The sequence below is a fragment of the Pseudomonas quebecensis genome (assembly GCF_026410085.1).
GTDB classification, from domain to species: Bacteria; Pseudomonadota; Gammaproteobacteria; order Pseudomonadales; family Pseudomonadaceae; genus Aquipseudomonas; species Aquipseudomonas quebecensis.
On record NZ_CP112866.1, the window covers coordinates 2,974,029 to 2,991,422 of the forward strand.

General features: G+C 63.7%; 13 protein-coding genes. 4 read left to right on the plus strand and 9 right to left on the minus strand.

The genetic code is table 11. The features are described 5' to 3' along the window. Window positions 1–65: 65 nt before the first annotated feature. A complete protein-coding gene (locus tag OSC50_RS13880; protein ID WP_181077125.1) occupies window positions 66–959 on the minus strand; it encodes a hypothetical protein in 894 nt (297 codons plus the stop codon). Between the two features lie 292 nt (window positions 960–1,251). On the opposite strand from OSC50_RS13880, the gene OSC50_RS13885 reads away from it, so the two are divergent. Together OSC50_RS13885 and OSC50_RS13890 are read left to right on the plus strand one after the other, a co-directional pair. Continuing rightward, complete coding sequence (locus OSC50_RS13885) at window positions 1,252–1,935, plus strand: response regulator transcription factor (RefSeq protein WP_181077123.1); 684 nt, start codon at window positions 1,252–1,254, stop codon at window positions 1,933–1,935. After that, entirely contained in the window at window positions 1,913–3,304 is a 1,392-nt protein-coding gene (locus OSC50_RS13890; protein ID WP_181077122.1) for a sensor histidine kinase, read from the plus strand. The genes OSC50_RS13885 and OSC50_RS13890 overlap by 23 nt, the downstream gene beginning before the upstream one ends. Before the next feature lie 21 nt (window positions 3,305–3,325). On the opposite strand, the gene OSC50_RS13895 is transcribed toward OSC50_RS13890, so the two are convergent. From OSC50_RS13895 to OSC50_RS13910, 4 genes are all read right to left on the minus strand, one after another. After that, window positions 3,326–3,742, minus strand: coding sequence for an SRPBCC family protein (locus OSC50_RS13895; RefSeq protein ID WP_181077120.1), 417 nt, complete (start codon window positions 3,740–3,742; stop codon window positions 3,326–3,328). 192 nt (window positions 3,743–3,934) lie between these two features. Then, entirely contained in the window at window positions 3,935–5,035 is a 1,101-nt protein-coding gene (locus OSC50_RS13900; protein ID WP_266248954.1) for an acetoin dehydrogenase dihydrolipoyllysine-residue acetyltransferase subunit, read from the minus strand. Beyond that, complete coding sequence (locus OSC50_RS13905) at window positions 5,032–6,051, minus strand: alpha-ketoacid dehydrogenase subunit beta (protein ID WP_181077116.1); 1,020 nt, start codon at window positions 6,049–6,051, stop codon at window positions 5,032–5,034. Before OSC50_RS13905 ends, OSC50_RS13900 begins: the two co-directional genes overlap by 4 nt. Before the next feature lie 26 nt (window positions 6,052–6,077). Beyond that, on the minus strand, window positions 6,078–7,055 hold the full coding sequence (locus tag OSC50_RS13910) for a thiamine pyrophosphate-dependent dehydrogenase E1 component subunit alpha (RefSeq protein WP_266248952.1): 978 nt from the start codon (window positions 7,053–7,055) through the stop codon (window positions 6,078–6,080). A 309-nt stretch (window positions 7,056–7,364) separates the two neighbouring features. Here OSC50_RS13910 and OSC50_RS13915 point away from each other — a divergent pair, with 309 nt between their 5' ends. Then, window positions 7,365–9,239: a sigma-54-dependent Fis family transcriptional regulator gene (locus tag OSC50_RS13915; protein ID WP_266248951.1), complete on the plus strand. Its 1,875-nt coding sequence runs from the start codon at window positions 7,365–7,367 to the stop codon at window positions 9,237–9,239. 182 nt (window positions 9,240–9,421) lie between these two features. Here the strand turns inward: OSC50_RS13915 and OSC50_RS13920 are convergent, their stop codons facing one another. Continuing rightward, complete coding sequence (locus OSC50_RS13920) at window positions 9,422–10,201, minus strand: acetoin reductase (protein WP_253506860.1); 780 nt, start codon at window positions 10,199–10,201, stop codon at window positions 9,422–9,424. Between the two features lie 169 nt (window positions 10,202–10,370). Here OSC50_RS13920 and OSC50_RS13925 point away from each other — a divergent pair, with 169 nt between their 5' ends. After that, entirely contained in the window at window positions 10,371–12,521 is a 2,151-nt protein-coding gene (locus tag OSC50_RS13925; RefSeq protein ID WP_266248949.1) for a TonB-dependent siderophore receptor, read from the plus strand. A gap of 4 nt (window positions 12,522–12,525) precedes the next feature. Here the strand turns inward: OSC50_RS13925 and OSC50_RS13930 are convergent, their stop codons facing one another. The 3 genes from OSC50_RS13930 to OSC50_RS13940 form a co-directional block, all read right to left on the minus strand. Beyond that, window positions 12,526–12,963 (minus strand): carboxymuconolactone decarboxylase family protein, encoded by a 438-nt coding sequence (locus OSC50_RS13930; RefSeq protein ID WP_266248947.1) that lies wholly within the window; start codon window positions 12,961–12,963, stop codon window positions 12,526–12,528. A gap of 140 nt (window positions 12,964–13,103) precedes the next feature. Then, window positions 13,104–15,623, minus strand: a complete 2,520-nt coding sequence (gene uvrA, locus OSC50_RS13935) for an excinuclease ABC subunit UvrA (protein WP_253506854.1) — start codon at window positions 15,621–15,623, stop codon at window positions 13,104–13,106. A gap of 8 nt (window positions 15,624–15,631) precedes the next feature. Then, window positions 15,632–17,332, minus strand: a complete 1,701-nt coding sequence (locus tag OSC50_RS13940) for an ATP-binding protein (RefSeq protein ID WP_266248943.1) — start codon at window positions 17,330–17,332, stop codon at window positions 15,632–15,634. Between the last annotated feature and the right edge of the window lie 62 nt (window positions 17,333–17,394).

The following is a 17,394-nucleotide window of genomic DNA, read 5'->3' on the forward strand; positions in this document are numbered from 1 at the left end:
ATGATGACCGGGATAGGCACGCCGAGGAACCACAGCAGTAATGAGCGCATTGTTTTCTCCTTGAATTAACGGACGTAATGTTCGGTTTCGACATACACCACGGCATCCCGACGACGACCGCCGAAGGTCGCAGCGAAGCTGGCAAAGAAGGCGCCGATCAGCAGCGCGACAAACATCCACAGCGCGGTCCAGGCAGCGACTTTGGCGGCGGTGTCAGCGGCTTGCTTGGCTTTGAGCTTGGCGTCTTCGACGGCTTTACGGGCATCGCCGTAAACCTTGTCGATGCGCGCTTCGGCGTCGGCCTGGCTGAGGTTGGTGCGCTGGCTGATCAACTGGGCCAGGTAGGTACGGTCTTCAGCAGCCAGTTGACCGTCATTGCTCAGGGTGCGGGCAAAAATGCGCGCAACCACGGCATGGGCGGCGTCATCGCTGACTGCGGCTGGGCGGTCATCGCGGAACAGGCTGTCGACGTAATAACCGAAGTCATCACCCTTGACGCTCTGTGCTGTGCTGCCGGCGGCTTGCACCGCACCCGAGGCGACACTGGCGCTGGCCTGCACGCCGCCACCGACCACACTGCTGACCGAACTGACCACCAGGGTCGCGGTGATCAACGTGGCCACGGCCCAGGCGAGGAAGCCATGGGCGGTGTCGCGGAAATACACTTCATCGCCATGCATATTGGCCCACTTCACGCGCAGACGGCCGGCAATGTAACCGCCCAAGCCGGCGGCGACGATCTGGGTAAATGCCAGCCAGACAATCGTGGATATACCCAGCCCTTTGGCGCTCACACCACTGTTGGCCCACGGCGACACGGCCGAAAAGCCCAGGCCAAAGCCCAGCAGCACCAGGATCAGCGAGAGTGCGGCCGCCGCAGCGGCCCCGGCAAAAATCGCCCCCCAGGAAACCCCGGAGCGCGCGCTCGATTCTTGCAGCGTGGTTGAAGGTGTGATCATTGTTGTTTTGCTCCCGGCAGGAAAAATAGTGTTACAAGTCTCAAAAGGGACAGTGCAGGCAGCGTGCCAGTCGGCATAAAAATAAAAATCCTTTATTTTCAATATGTTAGATAAGTTGAACTTCCTAAGACCATGCAACTTGCAAGAACCTGGCAATCAGAGCGGGCGTATTGCATTCCAATATGGGAGGGGGGTGTCGGATTTGCCTCCATGAAGTTTTATTTAGGAAGCGTTCAGCCAATTGTTGGCAAAATGCACCTCTTCTAGTGTGAATCGCTCGCCAGGTATGCCTATGACCCGCATTTTGACCATCGAGGATGACGCCGTAACGGCCCGCGAGATTGTCGCCGAGCTGAGTAGCCATGGACTGGAGGTTGATTGGGTGGACAACGGCCGCGAAGGCCTGGTCCGCGCCGTGAGTGGTGATTACGACCTGATCACCCTGGACCGCATGCTGCCGGAACTGGATGGCCTGGCCATCGTCACCACCCTGCGCACCATTGGAGTATCGACGCCGATCCTGATGATCAGCGCCCTCTCCGACGTCGATGAACGCGTGCGCGGCCTGCGCGCCGGTGGCGATGACTACCTGACCAAGCCGTTCGCTTCCGATGAAATGGCCGCACGTGTAGAAGTGCTGCTGCGCCGCAAAAGTACGGTCAAGGAATTCGAGACCGCCTTGCGCGTGGCCGACCTGGAGTTGAACCTGATCAGCCGCGAAGCCACTCGCGCCGATCAGCCGCTCACCCTGCTGCCCACCGAATACAAACTGCTGGAATTTTTGATGCGCAACACCGGGCAGATCCTGTCGCGGATGATGATCTTCGAGGAAGTCTGGGGCTATCACTTCGACCCCGGCACCAACCTGATCGATGTGCACATCGGACGCCTGCGCAAGAAAATCGACCCACCGGGCCTCACACCGCTGATCCGCACGGTACGAGGTTCCGGTTATGTCATTGCTGAACCCCTCTAAGGGCTGGCGCTCATCCAGCAGCCGCCTGCTGGCACTGTACAGCTCGCTGTTCGTGGCCTGGAGCTGCATCCTGATGGGGGTGCTGTACTTCGAAGTGTCGGGTTACCTGGGGGATTTGTCGCGCCACTCGCTGTTGCAGCGCCAGCACCTCTTTCAACGTTTCGACGGTGAGGAACTGGTGGAGGCGCTGACCACCAGCATGACCTTCGATATGAAGGGCGTTGACGCCTACGGCCTGTTCGACGAACAGTTCCGCCCGTTGAACGGACCGATCCGCGCAATTCCGCCGGACCTGCCTCTGGACGGCAAGATCCACGCCCTGACCAATTGCGTGGACTCCGACGATCCCAAATTGCCCAAGGACAGCTGCGATGCCGTCGCCACCCACACCGGCGATGGCCGCTGGCTGGTACTGGTGCGCGCCAACGGTTCGCTGTTCGGCGTGACGCGAATCATCTGGCATGCGCTGCTCTGGGCACTCTCGCTGACTATCATTCCCGGTGTCGCGGGCTGGCATTTGCTGCGCCGTCGTCCGCTGCGACGCATTCGCGGGATCCAGGCCAGCGCCGAAGCTATCGTCGCCGGCGACCTCACCCATCGCCTGCCGCTGTCCAACCGACGCGACGAATTGGACATGCTCGCGGCCATCGTCAACGCCATGCTCGACCGCATCGAAAAGTTGATGAACGAGGTCAAGGGCGTGTGCGACAACATTGCCCATGATCTGCGCACCCCACTGACGCGCCTGCGCGCGCAGTTGTATCGCATCCGGCAGGAGGCCGAGCAGGACTCGGGCTACGCGGTAAAACTGGATGACGCGATTGCCGAAACCGACACCCTGATGGCGCGTTTTCGCGGGCTGTTGCGTATTTCGGAACTGGAAGACCACCAGCGCCGTTCAGGCTTCCTGGTGATGGACCCGCTGCCGCTGCTGAGGGAATTGCACGATTTCTATCTGCCGCTGGCCGAGGAAGGCGAACTGCAACTGGTGCTCGACATGCCACCCTCCCTGCCGTGGATCACCGGCGACCGCGCGCTGCTGTTTGAAGCCGTGGCGAACTTATTGAGCAATTCGATCAAGTTCACCCCGCCGGGCGGCGAAGTCATTTTGCGCGGGCTCAACGACGCGGGCAGCACCCGTATCGAAGTGCACGACTCGGGGCCAGGCATACCGGCGGCCGAGCGTGCCGCTGTGTTCCAGCGTTTTTACCGCGTGGACGAAAGCGACCAGCCCGGTGGGTTCGGGCTGGGGTTGTCGATTGTCGCGGCGATCATCAACCTGCATGGCTTCAAGCTGGAGGTAGGCAGCAGCGCCCGGGGCGGCGCGCGGCTGATCCTGGAGTGTCGCCAGCAACTGATGCCCGAATGAGCGAGTGGGGCCTGCTGCGACTCAGGCCTTGAAGTTGGCGCGCAGCGCTTCGACCCCACCCTTGTAGACACCGGCGAACAGCTCCTCCACCGCCTCGTCCGTGGTGCCCGCCGCCGGTGTGAACACGCCCGACCACGTCACCTTCGTCGACGCGTCAGTCAAGGCTTCCACCTGCAACGTCGCCAGGTAAGCGCTCACCGGAAACGGCGATTGCTCGATGGTGTAGCTGTAGGCACGCGAAACGTTATCGAACGTCTGCAACCGCTCGACGATCACGCCACCGTCGGCGGTTGTCAGATGGCGCAGGCGGCCACCTTCGCCGGGCTCGCTCTTGGCAATCAGCGGCAACCAGTCCGGCAGGCTGTTGAAGCCGCCGACCAATTGCCAGACCTGATCTGCCGATACCGGGATTTCTATTACTGCGGATGCGGTTGGCACGGTCAATCTCCAGAAGTCATGGAAAACGTCGCCCAGACTGCCACGCCTGGCGCGTCATTGCATCCCTTCTGAATGCTGGGATAGGGGGTGACTGACGCCTCGCAATCGGGGGCAAGCTCCTTCCCACACAGTCAGTACTGTGGGAGGGGGCTTGCCCCCGATTGCAGTGGGTCAGGCCCCACGGATCTCAGCTCAATGGCGCTTGAGGAACGCCAGCATCAACGGGTTAACCTGCTCCGCCGCCTCCAACTGCACCATATGCCCCTGCCCCGGCAGGATTTCCACCTGGGCCTCCAAGCCTTGGGCATGGTTGGCCGGGATAATGGCGTCGTCGCTGCCCCAGATCACCAGGCTCGGCTGTCGACCGACAACATGGCGCACATCCACCTTCTGCCGTCCGCCCTCGAACAGCGCCCCATTGAGCTGGCGCAACGCCTGATCCACGCCCTCCAACCGTTTGAACTTGAGCATGTCCTCCAGCATCTGCCGCGTCACCAGCGCCGGATCGCTAAACAACTGCACCAGCTGCGGCTTGAGGGCGTTGCGATTGTTAGCGTCGGCAAACCCTTGCAGATAATCGCCATTGATATCGGCACCCAGGCCGGCGCTGGCGATCAGGGTCAGCGAGACCACGCGCGCGGGCGCCTGCTCGGCAACGGTCAGGGCCACCAGCCCGCCCATGGAATGGCCGGCCAGGTGCACGCGCTCCACGTGCAGATGATCGAGCAGGCCCAGTACCGCCTGTGCCAACTCCGAGGCGTCGCCGCTGCGCAGCGTCTTGCCCGACTCGCCATGCCCCGGCAGGTCGAGCGCGATCACACGGCGGTCGGCGGCCAGGGCCGGTTGGTTGAACAGCCAGTTGTTCAAGTCGCCGCCAAAGCCATGCACCAGCACCAGCGGCGTGCCGCCTTCGCCGAGGTCCAGGTAACGCAGCAAGCGCCCGCCCACCTCGACTTTCTGCGCACTCGGCCCCGCCGTTTCGGCCTCGGCGGCACTGGACACGAACCCGGCCTGGAAGCGTTCGATTACCGCGTCGATCTCGGCGTCGCTGGCCTCACCTTCCACCACAATCCCCAGCAAGGCGCCGACCGGCAGGGTTTCATCGCTCTGCGCCAGCACTCGGCGCAACACGCCACTGAACGGCGCCTCGACGCTGCTGGAAATTTTGTCGGTCTCCACATCCAGCACTTCTTCGCCCTTCTCCACCCGCTCGCCCGGCTGCTTGAGCCAGGTGTCGATACGGCCCTCAGTCATCGATAGCCCCCACTTGGGCATGGTCAAGGTATGGATCATGCGGCGTTCCTCTTGTCGGCGATCTTCAGCACGGCGGCTTCGATCCTGGCGGCGTCGGGGATGTACAGGTCTTCCAGCGCATCGGAAAACGGCACCGGCGTATGGGGCGCGGTGACCATTTCGATGGGCGCGCGCAGTGCGGCGAATGCGCGCTGCGCCACCAGGGCGCTGATGTCGGTGGCAATCGAGCAGCGCGGGTTGGACTCATCGATCACCACCAGGCGCCCGGTTTTCTCCACGCTTTCCAGGATGCTGTCCTCATCCAGTGGGCTGGTGGTGCGCAGGTCCAATACTTCGCAGTCGATGCCTTGGCGTGCCAGGTTGGCGGCGGCGTCGAGGGCGATATGCACCATGCGCCCGTAAGTTACCAGGGTCACGTCGCGGCCTTCGCGCACAAAGTTGGCCTCGCCGAACGGCACGGTATACAGCTCTTCGGGCACGTCGCCTTGCAGGCTGTAGAGCATTTTGTGTTCGAGGAAGATCACCGGGTCGTTATCGCGGATCGCCTGGATCAGCATGCCCTTGGCATCATAGGGCGTGGCCGGGCACACCACTTTCAGGCCGGGAATGTGGGTCCACATCGAGGTGAGCATCTGCGAGTGCTGGGCGGCGGCGCGCAGGCCGGCGCCGTACATGGCGCGGATCACCAGCGGTGTGGTGGTCTTGCCACCGAACATATAGCGAAACTTGGCAGCCTGGTTGAGCAACTGGTCAAGGCAACAGCCGATAAAGTCGACGAACATCAGTTCGCACACCGGGCGCATGCCCCGGGTGGCGGCGCCCACGGCCATGCCCACGTAGCCGACCTCGGACAACGGCGCATCCAGCACGCGCTCGGGGAACTCCGGGTACAGGCCTTTGGTGACGCCGAGCACGCCGCCCCAGGCGTCCTGTTCGCCGGGCGACCCGGTGCCGCCGGACACATCCTGGCCGATGATGAACACGCTCTGGTCGCGGCGCATCTCCTGGGCCAGGGCTTCGTTGATTGCCTGCTGATAGCTGATTTTGCGAGCCATGAAATTCTCTCCGGGTCTTGTTGTTATTAGCGGTAGGCGACGTAGACATCGCTGAGCAGATCGGCCGCCTGGGGCTTGGGGTCGGACTTGGCCAGGCGCACGGCATCTTCGATCAACTGTGCGACCTCGCCGTCGATACGCTCGAATTGCGCGGCGTCCAACCAGCCTTCGGCCTGGCAACGCTGGCGGAACAGCACCAGGCAATCCTGGGTTTCGCGCAGGTTCTTCACTTCATCCACACCGCGATAGGTTTGGGCATCGCCTTCGAAGTGGCCGTAGAAACGGCTCAACTTGACCTCCACCAGCGTCGGCCCTTCGCCGTTGCGTGCACGCTCTACCGCCACGCCCAGCGCCGCGTGCACGGCGAAAAAATCGTTGCCATCGACGATCACCCCCGGCATGCCAAATCCCACGGCGCGCTCGGCGATGTCCTTGCACGCCACCGACCAGCCGGAACCGGTGGCTTCGGCATAGCCGTTGTTTTCGGCGACGAACAGACAGGGCAATTTCATGATCGAGGCCAGGTTCATCGCCTCGAACACCGCGCCCTCGTTGGAGCCGCCATCGCCAAAAAATGCCACGGCCACGCCCTGGCTGCCCTTGAGCCTGGCGGCCAACGCCGCACCGGCCGCCAACGGTGCGCCGGCACCGACGATGCCATTGGCGCCGAGCATGCCTTTCTCCTGATCGGCGATGTGCATGGAGCCGCCCTTACCGCCGCAGACGCCGGTTTTCTTGCCGTAGATCTCGGCCATCATGCCGAACACATCCACCCCCTTGGCGATGCAATGACCGTGGCCACGGTGGTTGGAGGCGATGCAATCGTCATCGTTAAGATGGGCCATGACCCCGGCGGCACTGGCTTCCTGGCCGGCGTACAAATGCACGAAGCCGGGAATCTCGCCGGTGGCGAATTCCACATGCAGGCGTTCTTCGAAATCACGGATGGTGCGCATCACGGTGTAGGCATGCAGCAATTGATCAGTGGACAGGTGGGTGGACATCTTGTTGTTCTCCAGGTTGTCTCGACACACAAAAGGCTGGCGTCGACCAGCTACAGGCCACTCAGCACAGCCTGTGCCATAACCGCCAGGAACCTGGCAAAGCGTTGATCCAGAGCAGCGCCGCCCCTTTGTACGTGCGCACTCAATACACCCGGACTGAGACGTTGCAGCGCAGCTTGCCGATGGCGTCTCAAGGCAAATGAGACGCTGCGTCTCAGCGTCGGCAGTTGGTCAGCCCGCCCTTGTCCACCCGCGCGCGCAGGCGCTTAATGGCGGGCATAACAACAAAGCTCGAGAACCGGAGGCCCTATGCTCGCCGCGAACTCCAGGGAGCACGTCGACTGCGTCAGTCGCGTGGTCCGCAATGCCGATCGCCTGCCCCAGGCACCGGTGCCCGCATTGATTTTCGATTCCTGGCGCCGCTCCATGGAACAACACCACCTGGACCCAGGCTCCCTGCAGGGCCCCCGTATCCTCAGCGAACCCTTGCTCAAGGAATGCCGCGAACGCGCCGAGCTGTTCATGCGCATCGCCAGCGAAGAAGTCGGGCAACTGCACCATCGCGTGCGTCATGCCGATTACTGCGTGATGCTTACCGACGCCCAGGGCCAGACCCTCGACCACCGCGTAGACAGCAGCATTCGCAGCGACTGTCGCAAGGCCGGTCTGTACCTGGGCACCTGCTGGTCGGAAGCCGAAGAAGGCACCTGCGGCGTGGCCACAGTATTGACCAGCAAGGCAGCGGTGACCGTGCACAAACGCGATCACTTTCGCGCAGCGTTCATCGGCCTGACCTGCTCCGCCGCGCCGATCTTCGATCCGCAGGGCAATCTGCTGGGGGTGATGGACGCCTCGGCGCTCAAGTCGCCGGATGACCGGCGCAGCCAGCACCTGGTGCGCCAGATGGTGGCCCAGAGCGCCCAGGCCATCGAGAATGCGTTCTTCATGCACAGCGCCCGCCAGCATTGGGTGCTGCAGGCGCACAGCACACCGGGCTATGTGGACAGCCAGCCCGACCTGCTGCTGGCCTGGGACCAGGACGGGTGCCTGCAGGCCCTCAACAGCAAGGCACGCCAGGCCCTGCGTCGACGCTTCGGCCAGGTGCCGGCGCATATCGGTGAAGTATTCGACCTGGATGCCTTGCGTGCGGTGACCGACCAGCGTGCCCAACAGTTGCACTGGCTGGGCGAACCCGGCGCGCTGCATGTGCGGGTCAACACGCCCCAACGTTGTTCGCGCACGCGCGCGGCGCCGAGCCATCAGGTCGACCCCCGTGTGGAAGAACACCTGCGCCTGGCCGTACGGGTCAAGGACCGCAACCTGCCGGTGCTGGTGCAAGGCGAAACCGGTGCCGGCAAGGAAGTCTTCGCGCGCCAGTTGCATGAACGCAGTGCGCGCCGCCAGGGCCCATTCGTGGCGGTGAACTGCGCGGCGATCCCGGAGAACCTGATTGAAAGCGAGCTGTTCGGCTATGTGGCAGGGGCGTTTACCGGTGCCTCCAGCAAAGGCATGCCCGGCCTGTTGGTGCAGGCCGACGGCGGCACGCTGTTCCTCGATGAGATCGGCGACATGCCGCTGGCGTTGCAGACCCGCCTGTTGCGGGTCATTGCCGAGGGTGAAGTGGCGCCCCTGGGCGCGGCCAGAACCCGCACGGTGGATATCCAGGTGATCTGCGCCAGCCACCGCGACCTGGCGGCGCTGGTGAGCGAGGGGCGCTTTCGCGAAGACTTGTACTTTCGCCTCGGCTGCGCCCGGGTCAGCCTGCCGCCGTTGCGCGATCGCACCGACAAACTGGCCCTGATCCACCGCCTGCTGGAGCAGGAATCACAGCGCGGCACGGTCGCACTGGGCATCAGCCAGGCGGCGCTTGAAGTGCTGTTGAGCCATGGCTGGCCCGGCAATGTGAGGCAACTGCGGCATGTGCTGGCGTATGCCTGCGCGGTGTGCGACGGCCAAACCCTGCAACTGGCGGATCTGCCGGTGGAAGTGCGCGGCGAACAGGTCGCGGCGCCGACCGAACAGAGCGCCAGCCCGGAACGGCAAGTGGTACTGGATGCGCTGATCCGGCATCGCTGGAAACCAACACCGACCGCCCAGGCGCTGGGCATTTCCAGAGCCACCCTGTACCGCCGAGTCAACCAACTGGGCATCGATATGCCCGGCAAGGCTTCCCTGACACAGTGAGGTCGCTTATAGCGGCGTGTCAGTGACACACATGTTGCCTGAGCGAAAGCTATCGGGGGCAAGCCCCCTCCCACAGTGGGACCTCGCTGTCGCAGGTAATGTGGGAGGGGGCTTGCCCCCGATGGCGGTGGGTCAGCGAAAAAAATACTAACTGAACCACCACCAACGCACGCTTTGCGAGATCAGCGGTAGACCAACCCACCATCGATCAGGGGCGCCTGCCCGGTCATGTAGTCCGCATCCGGACCGGCCAGGAACGCTACCAGCCCCGCCACGTCTTCCGGTGTTTCGGCGCGGCCCAGAGCGATGCCGTCCACGTATTGCTTGTAGGTCGCGCCCACCTCGGCCCCAGTGATCTCAGCCATGCGCTTGTCGATCTCCACCCACATATCGGTGCCCACGACGCCCGGGCAGTAGGCATTGACGGTGATCCCCGCGCTGGCCAGCTCCTTGGCCGCCGCCTGGGTCAGCGCACGCACGGCGAACTTGGTGGCCGAGTACACGCCCAGCAGCGCAAACCCTTCATGGCCGGCGATGGAGCAGGCGTTGATAATCTTGCCCTTGCACCCCAGCGCCTTGAACTTCTTGCCGGCGGCCTGGATGCCCCACAACACGCCCTGCACATTGATACCCAAGGTGCGTTCGACCTGTTCCGGGGTCACCTCCAGCAGTGCATCGATCTGCGCCACCCCGGCGTTGTTGACGATGATGTCGAAGCCGCCCAGGGTCTGGTGCGCATGCTCCACCGCCGCCACAACCTGTTCGCGCTTGGACACATCGGCGATAAACACCGACGCCTTGCGTCCGATGGCCGTGATTTCGGTGGCCACGGCGGCGAGTTTGGCACCATTGATGTCCACCAGGGCGATATCGGCGCCCTCCTGAGCCAGGCGCAAGGCAATGGCCCGGCCGATGCCCTGCCCGGCGCCGGTGACCAGCGCAACTTTTCCAGCGATACCCATGACGATCTCCTGCACGAATGAGAGAAGCCTTGTCTATCGCAGCTACACCAGGCGGCTGTCGAGGCCATAAGGCTGCGGCGAGTGAGCTGAGACGGGACGTCTCGCTTGTAAAACCGCGCCGTAATGCCTAGCTTATGCGCCCCCTGCCCCGCGCTCTAAGGCCCAGCCCATGGTTTTGCGTTTTCGCCCCGTCGTCACTTCACGTGTTGCCCTCGGCCTGCTGCTCAGCGGCGGCATCGGCAACAGCCTGGCGGCCGCGCTGGAACTGCCGGCGCTGCAGGTACAGGGCGAAGATACGTCCGGCTATCGCGCCGAAACCGCCTCGGTCGGCGGCTTCCATGAAACACCGCTGCTCGACACCGCGGCCTCGGTCAGCGTGTTCAACGCCGCGCTGATCAAGGACCAGCAAGCGCGCCTGCTCAGTGAAGTGCTGCGCAACGATGCGTCGGTGGGCGACAGCTATGCGCCCATCGGCTACTACGAAAACTTCGTGGTGCGCGGTTTTTCGCTGAACGCGGCCAGCAGCTACAAGATCAATGGGCGCACCATCACCGGCGAACAGAACGTCGCCCTGGAAAACAAGCAGCAGGTGGAAGTGCTCAAGGGCCTGGCGGGCTTGCAGAGCGGTATTTCCGAACCCAGCGGCGCGATCAACTATGTCACCAAGCGCCCGGAAGAGGTGCGCTCGGTGACCGTGTCCACCGACGATCGCGGCAGCGGTTACCTGGCCACCGATGTCGGTGGCTGGTTCGGCAGCGAGCAGCAGTTCGGCCTGAGGGCCAACGTCGCTCATGAAGACCTGCATTCCTACGTGGAACACGCCAACGGCCAGCGCGATTTCCTGTCCCTGGCGTTCGACTGGAACATCAGCCCCGACGCCGTGCTGCAACTGGACGCCGAATACCAGAACAAACAACAGCGCTCGGTGCCGGGTTATCAGTTGCTGGGCGGCAGCGCAGTGCCCCATGGGGCCTCGCCGAAGAAACTGCTGGGGCACCAGAGCGGCGCCAAACCGGTGGACATCGATTCGCTGAACCTCAACGGCACGTTCGACTATCGCTTCAACGATCAATGGACAGCCCAGATCAGCGCCGCGCGCAGCAAAGTGGTGATCGATGACTACAGCTCATTTGCCTGGGGTTGCTATTACATCGGCAGCTGCAATGCCAACACCTTCAGCCCCGAAGGCGACTACGACATCTACGACTACCGCAGCCCCGACGACACGCGCCGCGACGACGAGGTGCAGGTCGCCATGACCGGCCGGTTCGACACCGCGGGCCTGGGCCACGAATTGACCTTCGGCACCAGCGCGTTTCGTCGAGTGATCGACCAGCGCAAACCCGTCAACGAGTGGATCGGCAGCGGCAACATCCACCGGGACGCCGCCACCTTCGCGCCGACCGACGTGCCGCTCAACGACAGCCATCGCACCCTCGACAGCCGCCAGTACGGCCTGTTCGTCACGGATCGCCTGCGCTTCAACGAGCAGTGGCAAACGGTCCTCGGCGGGCGTGAAGTGCGCCTCGATGAACAGGCGTTCGACAGCGACGGCAACCCGTCCCGCCACACGCAGCAATACGTGTTTCTACCCCAGGCGGCGCTGATCTATAAGCCGGTGGACAGCGTTTCGCTATACACCCGCTACGGCAAAGGCTTGTCTCTGGGAGGCACCGCGCCATGGTTCGCGACCAATGCCAGTGAGACCCTGGCACCGACCACCTCGCGACAGATCGAGGCCGGCGTCAAATACGACTGGCGCCGCATCAGCTTCGCCGCCGCGCTGTTCCAGACCCGACAGGGCTACCAATACGCCCGACCCGACGGCGCCGGCAGCTTCACCTATGTGCAGCAGGGCGAGCAGAAAAACACCGGGCTGGAAGTGTCGGCCAATGGCTGGGCCACCGACCGTTTGCAGATCGCCACCAGCGTGGCGGCGATTCGTGCACGGGTGAGCGGCAGCGGCACGGCGGCCTATGAAGGGCACCAGGCGATCAACGTGCCCAAGCTGCGCGCCAGCCTATACGCCGACTATGCGCTGCCGTGGGTCAATGGCCTGGCGGTGCTGGGTGGCGTGCAATACAGCGCCAAGAAGTACGCCAACCGCAGCGGCAATGTGCAGGTGGGCGATTACGCGGTGGTCAACGTCGGCAGCCGCTACACCACCCACCTCGACGGCTACGAAACCGTATTGCGCCTGAGCGTCGACAACCTGTTCGACAAACGTTACTGGCGCGATGCCGGCGAGTACCTGGGCGACGACTACCTGTTCCAGGGCGCACCACTGACGGCGCGCCTGAGCGCAACGGTCAATTTCTAAGGCATTACTTGGGCATTTTGCGAAAACCCACGGCAAGGCGGTTCCAACTGTTGATGGTAGCAATGGCCAGGCTCAAATCGACCTGTTCCTGGGCGCTGAATTCGGCCGCCAGCGCGGTGTAGTCCGCATCCGGCGCGTGCGTCTGGCTGAGCAGGGTCAGGCTTTCGGCCCAGGCCAGTGCGGCGCGCTCACGCGGCGTGAAGAACGGCGTCTCGCGCCAGGCCGACAGCGTGTACAGACGCCGCTCGGTCTCACCGCCCTTGCGGGCGTCGGCGGTGTGCATGTCCAGGCAGAAAGCACAGCCGTTGATCTGCGAGACCCGCAGGCGAATCAGTTCCAGCAGCGGCAGTTCGATGGAGAGTCTGCCGACGGCGGTCTCCAGGGCGAGCATGGCCTTCATGGCATCGGGGGACGCGGTGTAGAAATCGGTACGGGTTTGCATGGGGTTCTTCCGAGGATGGGTTGGCGCTCAGGTTAGTCAGGACGTGTGAGCCGTGGAATAGCCAATTCCGGGGAAGAACGGGAGGCCAATGGCCGGGCACCGAAGCCATCAAGGGCCAGCCCTTCCCGCGAGGCTGACGGCTAAACCAGCTCGCGCCGCAAAAACGGTGCCGTCCGACTCTTCTTGTTCTTGGCCACCGTGTGCGGTGTGCCACTGGCCACCACCTGCCCACCCAGGTCCCCTGCGCCCGGCCCGATATCGATCACCCAGTCACTCTGCGCCACCACGCGCATTTCGTGCTCCACCACGATCACCGTATGCCCGGCATCCACCAGTTGGTTGAGCTGGCTGAGCAGGCGATCGACATCCCGTGGATGCAATCCGGTGGTGGGCTCGTCCAGCACATACAACGTGGCACCGCGAGCATTGCGTTGCAGTTCGGTGGCCAGTTTGATGCGCTGCGCTTCGCCACCGGACAGTTCGGTGGCCGGTTGGCCCAGGCGCAGGTAACCCAAACCGATATCCCGCAGCACCTGCAACGAGCGCAGCACACCCGGTTGGTCGGCAAACACCTCCACCGCCTGGTCCACCGTCAGCCCCAGTACCTGAGCGATGTTCAGGCCTTGCCATTTGACCGCCAGGGTCTGGGGGTTGTAGCGCGCGCCATGGCAGGTCGGGCACGGTGCGTAAACGCTCGGCATAAACAGCAATTCGACGCTGACAAAGCCTTCGCCCTCGCAGTTCGGGCAGCGGCCCTTGGCGACGTTGAAGGAGAACTGCCCGGCATCGTAACCGCGCTTCTTCGCCGCCGGCGTGGCGGCAAACAGTTTGCGCACGTTGTCGAACAGCCCGGTGTAGGTCGCCAGGTTGGAGCGCGGCGTGCGGCCGATGGGCTTCTGATCCACCTGCACCAGGCGGCGGATATGTTCCAGCCCGGCGCCGATACGCCCGCCGCTGGTTTGCGGCGCGTCGTCTTCCAGGCTCGGTTCTTCATCGGCTTCCACCACGCGCCCCAGACCGCTGCCCACCAGTTCCAGCAATGCCTGGCTGACCAGGCTGGACTTGCCCGAACCGGACACGCCGGTAACGGCGGTAAAACAGCCCAACGGGAAATCGACGTTCAGGTCCTTGAGGTTATTGCGCGTTACGCCCTCCAGCGCCAGCCAGGCGCTGGGCTCACGACGCGCGGCGGCGGCCGGGCGCGGTGCGGCAAACAGGTACTCACGGGTCTGCGACGCCTGCACCTCGGCCAGGCCGGCGGGCGGGCCGCTGTACAGCACTTGCCCGCCCTGCTCGCCGGCAGCCGGGCCGACATCGATCAGCCAGTCGGCGCGGCGCATGGTTTCCAGGTCATGCTCGACCACAAACAATGAATTGCCCGCCGCCTTCAAACGCTCCAATGCGGTAAACAGCGCTTCTCCATCCGCCGGATGCAGCCCGGCCGAAGGCTCGTCCAGCACATAGATCACGCCGAACAATTGCGAGCCCAGTTGAGTGGCCAGGCGCAAACGCTGCAATTCGCCGGACGACAAGCTCGGCGTGCTGCGCTCCAGGGACAGGTAGCCCAGGCCCAGCTCGATCAGCGTGCCGACGCGCTCAAGCAAATCCTCAGCGATACGCTGGGCCGCCAGGCGTTTTTCCACCGACAATTTCATACGGTCCTGCCCCGCCGCCACCGGCCGCAGCAAGTCGGCCAATTGGCTCAACGACAGCTGCGACAACTCACCGATGTCCACCCCGGCGAACTTCACCGACAACGCCGCGCGGGTCAGGCGTTTGCCCTCGCACAGCGGGCAAGGGCTGCCCTGCATAAACTGCGAGACACGCTTTTTCATCAGCGCGCTCTGAGTGTGGCTGAAGGTGTGCAGGATATAGCGCCGCGCGCCGCTGAACGTACCTTGATAGCTGGGCTCCAGCTTGCGCTTGAGCGCCTCGCGGGTCTGCTCAGGGGTGAAGCCGGCGTACACCGGCACGGTGGGCGTTTCCTCGGTGAAGAGAATCCAGTCGCGCTGCTTTTTCGGCAGGTCGCGCCAAGGAATATCCACGTCGTACCCCAGGGTCACCAGGATGTCCCGCAGGTTCTGGCCCTGCCATGCCAGCGGCCAGGACGCCACCGCGCGCTGCCGGATGCTCAACGACGGATCGGGCACCATCAGCGCCTCGGTCACCTCATACACGCGACCCAGGCCATGGCATTGCGGGCATGCGCCCTGGGGCAGGTTCGGCGAAAAATCCTCGGCATACAGCATGGCCTGCCCCGCCGGGTACTGACCGGCGCGGGAGTACAGCATGCGAATCAGGCTCGACAGGGTGGTCACACTGCCCACCGACGAGCGCGCACTTGGCGTGCCGCGTTGCTGTTGCAGGGCCACGGCCGGCGGCAGGCCTTCGATGCTGTCCACATCCGGCACGCCGACCTGATCGATCAGGCGCCGCGCATACGGCGCCACCGATTCGAAATAGCGACGCTGAGCCTCGGCATACACGGTGGAAAACGCCAGGGACGACTTGCCCGAGCCGGACACGCCGGTGAACACCACCAGGGCATCGCGCGGAATGTCCACATCGACGTTGCGCAGGTTGTGTTCACGGGCGCCGCGCACGCGCACAAAGCCGGCGCGCGGGGACGTGGTCGGCGGGAGGTTGCGTTGTGAGGTCATGGTCAACCTTATCGAGCGGTGAGCACGCTGCGCACCCGTTGCGTCAGGGCTTCGGGGCTGTAGGGCTTGCTCAGTAGATGAATGTCGGGAGTCAGCAGATGGTTGCTGGAGAGAATGTCGCGGGTGTGGCCGGAGGTGAACAACACCGGCACCGGCGGGCTCTGTTCGCGGGCCCACTCGGCCAGGTCGGTGCTTTTGACCCGGCCCGGCATCACCACATCGGTAAAAATCAGCTCCGGCTGCAGGCCCGCTTGCAGCTTGCGCATGGCCTGGTCGCCGTCTTCGGCGGTGAGCACGGTGTAGCCCGATTGTTCGAGCACTTCCACCACGGTCAAGCGCACGCCTTCGTTGTCCTCGACGACCAGAATCGTTTCCTGCCCATATTCGGTGACGAGCGGCTGGGCCGGCACTTCGGCGCATTCCTCGCCCAGGCTGCGCGGAAAATACAACTGCACCACGGTGCCCTTGCCCTCTTCGCTGCACACGTCCACGTGACCGCCGCTCTGGCGCACAAAGCCGAACACCATGCTCAAGCCCAGGCCCGTGCCGTGACCGTCGCGCTTGGTGGTGAAGAAAGGCTCGAACACTTTGGCCTGAATCGCCGGCGACATACCTACCCCGGTATCGGCTACGGACAGACGCACGTATTCACCGGGATTCACGCTTTTGCCCACGCAATCGTCGGGATTGAGGATGATATTTTCGCCGCTGATGCGAATCACGCCCTCGCCTTTCATCGCGTCCCGGGCGTTGATCGCCAGGTTGAGCAAGGCGTTTTCCAGCTGATGGCGGTCGACATGGATGCACCAGGGGTCGCGGGGCAGTTGTACGTCGATATGAATGGTTTCACCGAGGGCGCGCTGCAGCAGCTCGCCCAGGGTTTCGTAGATGCGCAGCGGGTTGTACACCGCCGGCGACAGCGGCTGGCGCCGGGCAAACGCGAGCAATTGCGCCGACAGCTTGGCACCACGGTCCACTGCGGCAATCGCGGCGCTGACACGGCGTTGCACATGTACATTGTCCGGTTCATGGCGGGCCAGCAAATGCAGGTTGCCGGAGATCACTTGCAGCAGGTTATTGAAGTCGTGGGCCACGCCGCCGGTGAGGCCGCCAATGGCCTCCAGTTTCTGCGATTGACGCAACTGGTCCTCGGCGGCGGATCGCGCCTGCACTTCAGCGGCCACCCGTTGCTCCAGGTTGTGCGTGAGCTCCTGGCGCACCTGTTCGGATTTGACCAGCTCAGTGGTTTCCACCACGATCGCCAGCACCCCGGCCGGTTGCTGGTTATCGCCGGCCACGGGGCTGTAATACAAGTCCAGCCACACGGTCTCCGGCTGGCCGTTGCGCAACAGCACCAGGTCTTTGTTGTTGAACGACAAGGTGCCGCCGGCCAGGCAGGTGTCCACCACATGGCGGTTGAAATCCGCCACTTCCGGCCAGCCCAGCTCAACCGGCGTGCCCAACAGATAAGGGTGACGGCCACCGGCAAAGGCCGAGTAACTGTCGTTGTAGATCATGTACCCCGCCCGCCCCCACAGCATTACCATCGGCACGGGGGACGCCAGCATCATTTGCACGGTGCAGGCCAGGCTGGTGGACCATCGATCGATCGGCCCAAGGTCGGTGGTTGACCAGTCAAATGCGCGAATACGCTGGGCCATTTCACCGGCCCAACCTTCACAGCCGTGTGGGTTGGATAAAAATTGCATCGTTCGGCTCTGCGCAGAGAAAGGACGGTCGCAACGGTTGGAGCGCGCCAGGGGCGGATCGT

Coding starts and splice junctions, on each gene's coding strand:
- OSC50_RS13880 (WP_181077125.1), bottom strand. CDS start 959: ATGATCACACCTTCAACCACGCTGCAAGAATCGAGCGCGCGCTCCGGG.
- OSC50_RS13900 (WP_266248954.1), bottom strand. CDS start 5,035: ATGATCCATACCTTGACCATGCCCAAGTGGGGGCTATCGATGACTGAG.
- OSC50_RS13885 (WP_181077123.1), top strand. CDS start 1,252: ATGACCCGCATTTTGACCATCGAGGATGACGCCGTAACGGCCCGCGAG.
- uvrA (WP_253506854.1), bottom strand. CDS start 15,623: ATGACCTCACAACGCAACCTCCCGCCGACCACGTCCCCGCGCGCCGGC.
- OSC50_RS13905 (WP_181077116.1), bottom strand. CDS start 6,051: ATGGCTCGCAAAATCAGCTATCAGCAGGCAATCAACGAAGCCCTGGCC.
- OSC50_RS13910 (WP_266248952.1), bottom strand. CDS start 7,055: ATGTCCACCCACCTGTCCACTGATCAATTGCTGCATGCCTACACCGTG.
- OSC50_RS13890 (WP_181077122.1), top strand. CDS start 1,913: ATGTCATTGCTGAACCCCTCTAAGGGCTGGCGCTCATCCAGCAGCCGC.
- OSC50_RS13915 (WP_266248951.1), top strand. CDS start 7,365: ATGCTCGCCGCGAACTCCAGGGAGCACGTCGACTGCGTCAGTCGCGTG.
- OSC50_RS13920 (WP_253506860.1), bottom strand. CDS start 10,201: ATGGGTATCGCTGGAAAAGTTGCGCTGGTCACCGGCGCCGGGCAGGGC.
- OSC50_RS13940 (WP_266248943.1), bottom strand. CDS start 17,332: ATGCAATTTTTATCCAACCCACACGGCTGTGAAGGTTGGGCCGGTGAA.
- OSC50_RS13930 (WP_266248947.1), bottom strand. CDS start 12,963: ATGCAAACCCGTACCGATTTCTACACCGCGTCCCCCGATGCCATGAAG.
- OSC50_RS13925 (WP_266248949.1), top strand. CDS start 10,371: ATGGTTTTGCGTTTTCGCCCCGTCGTCACTTCACGTGTTGCCCTCGGC.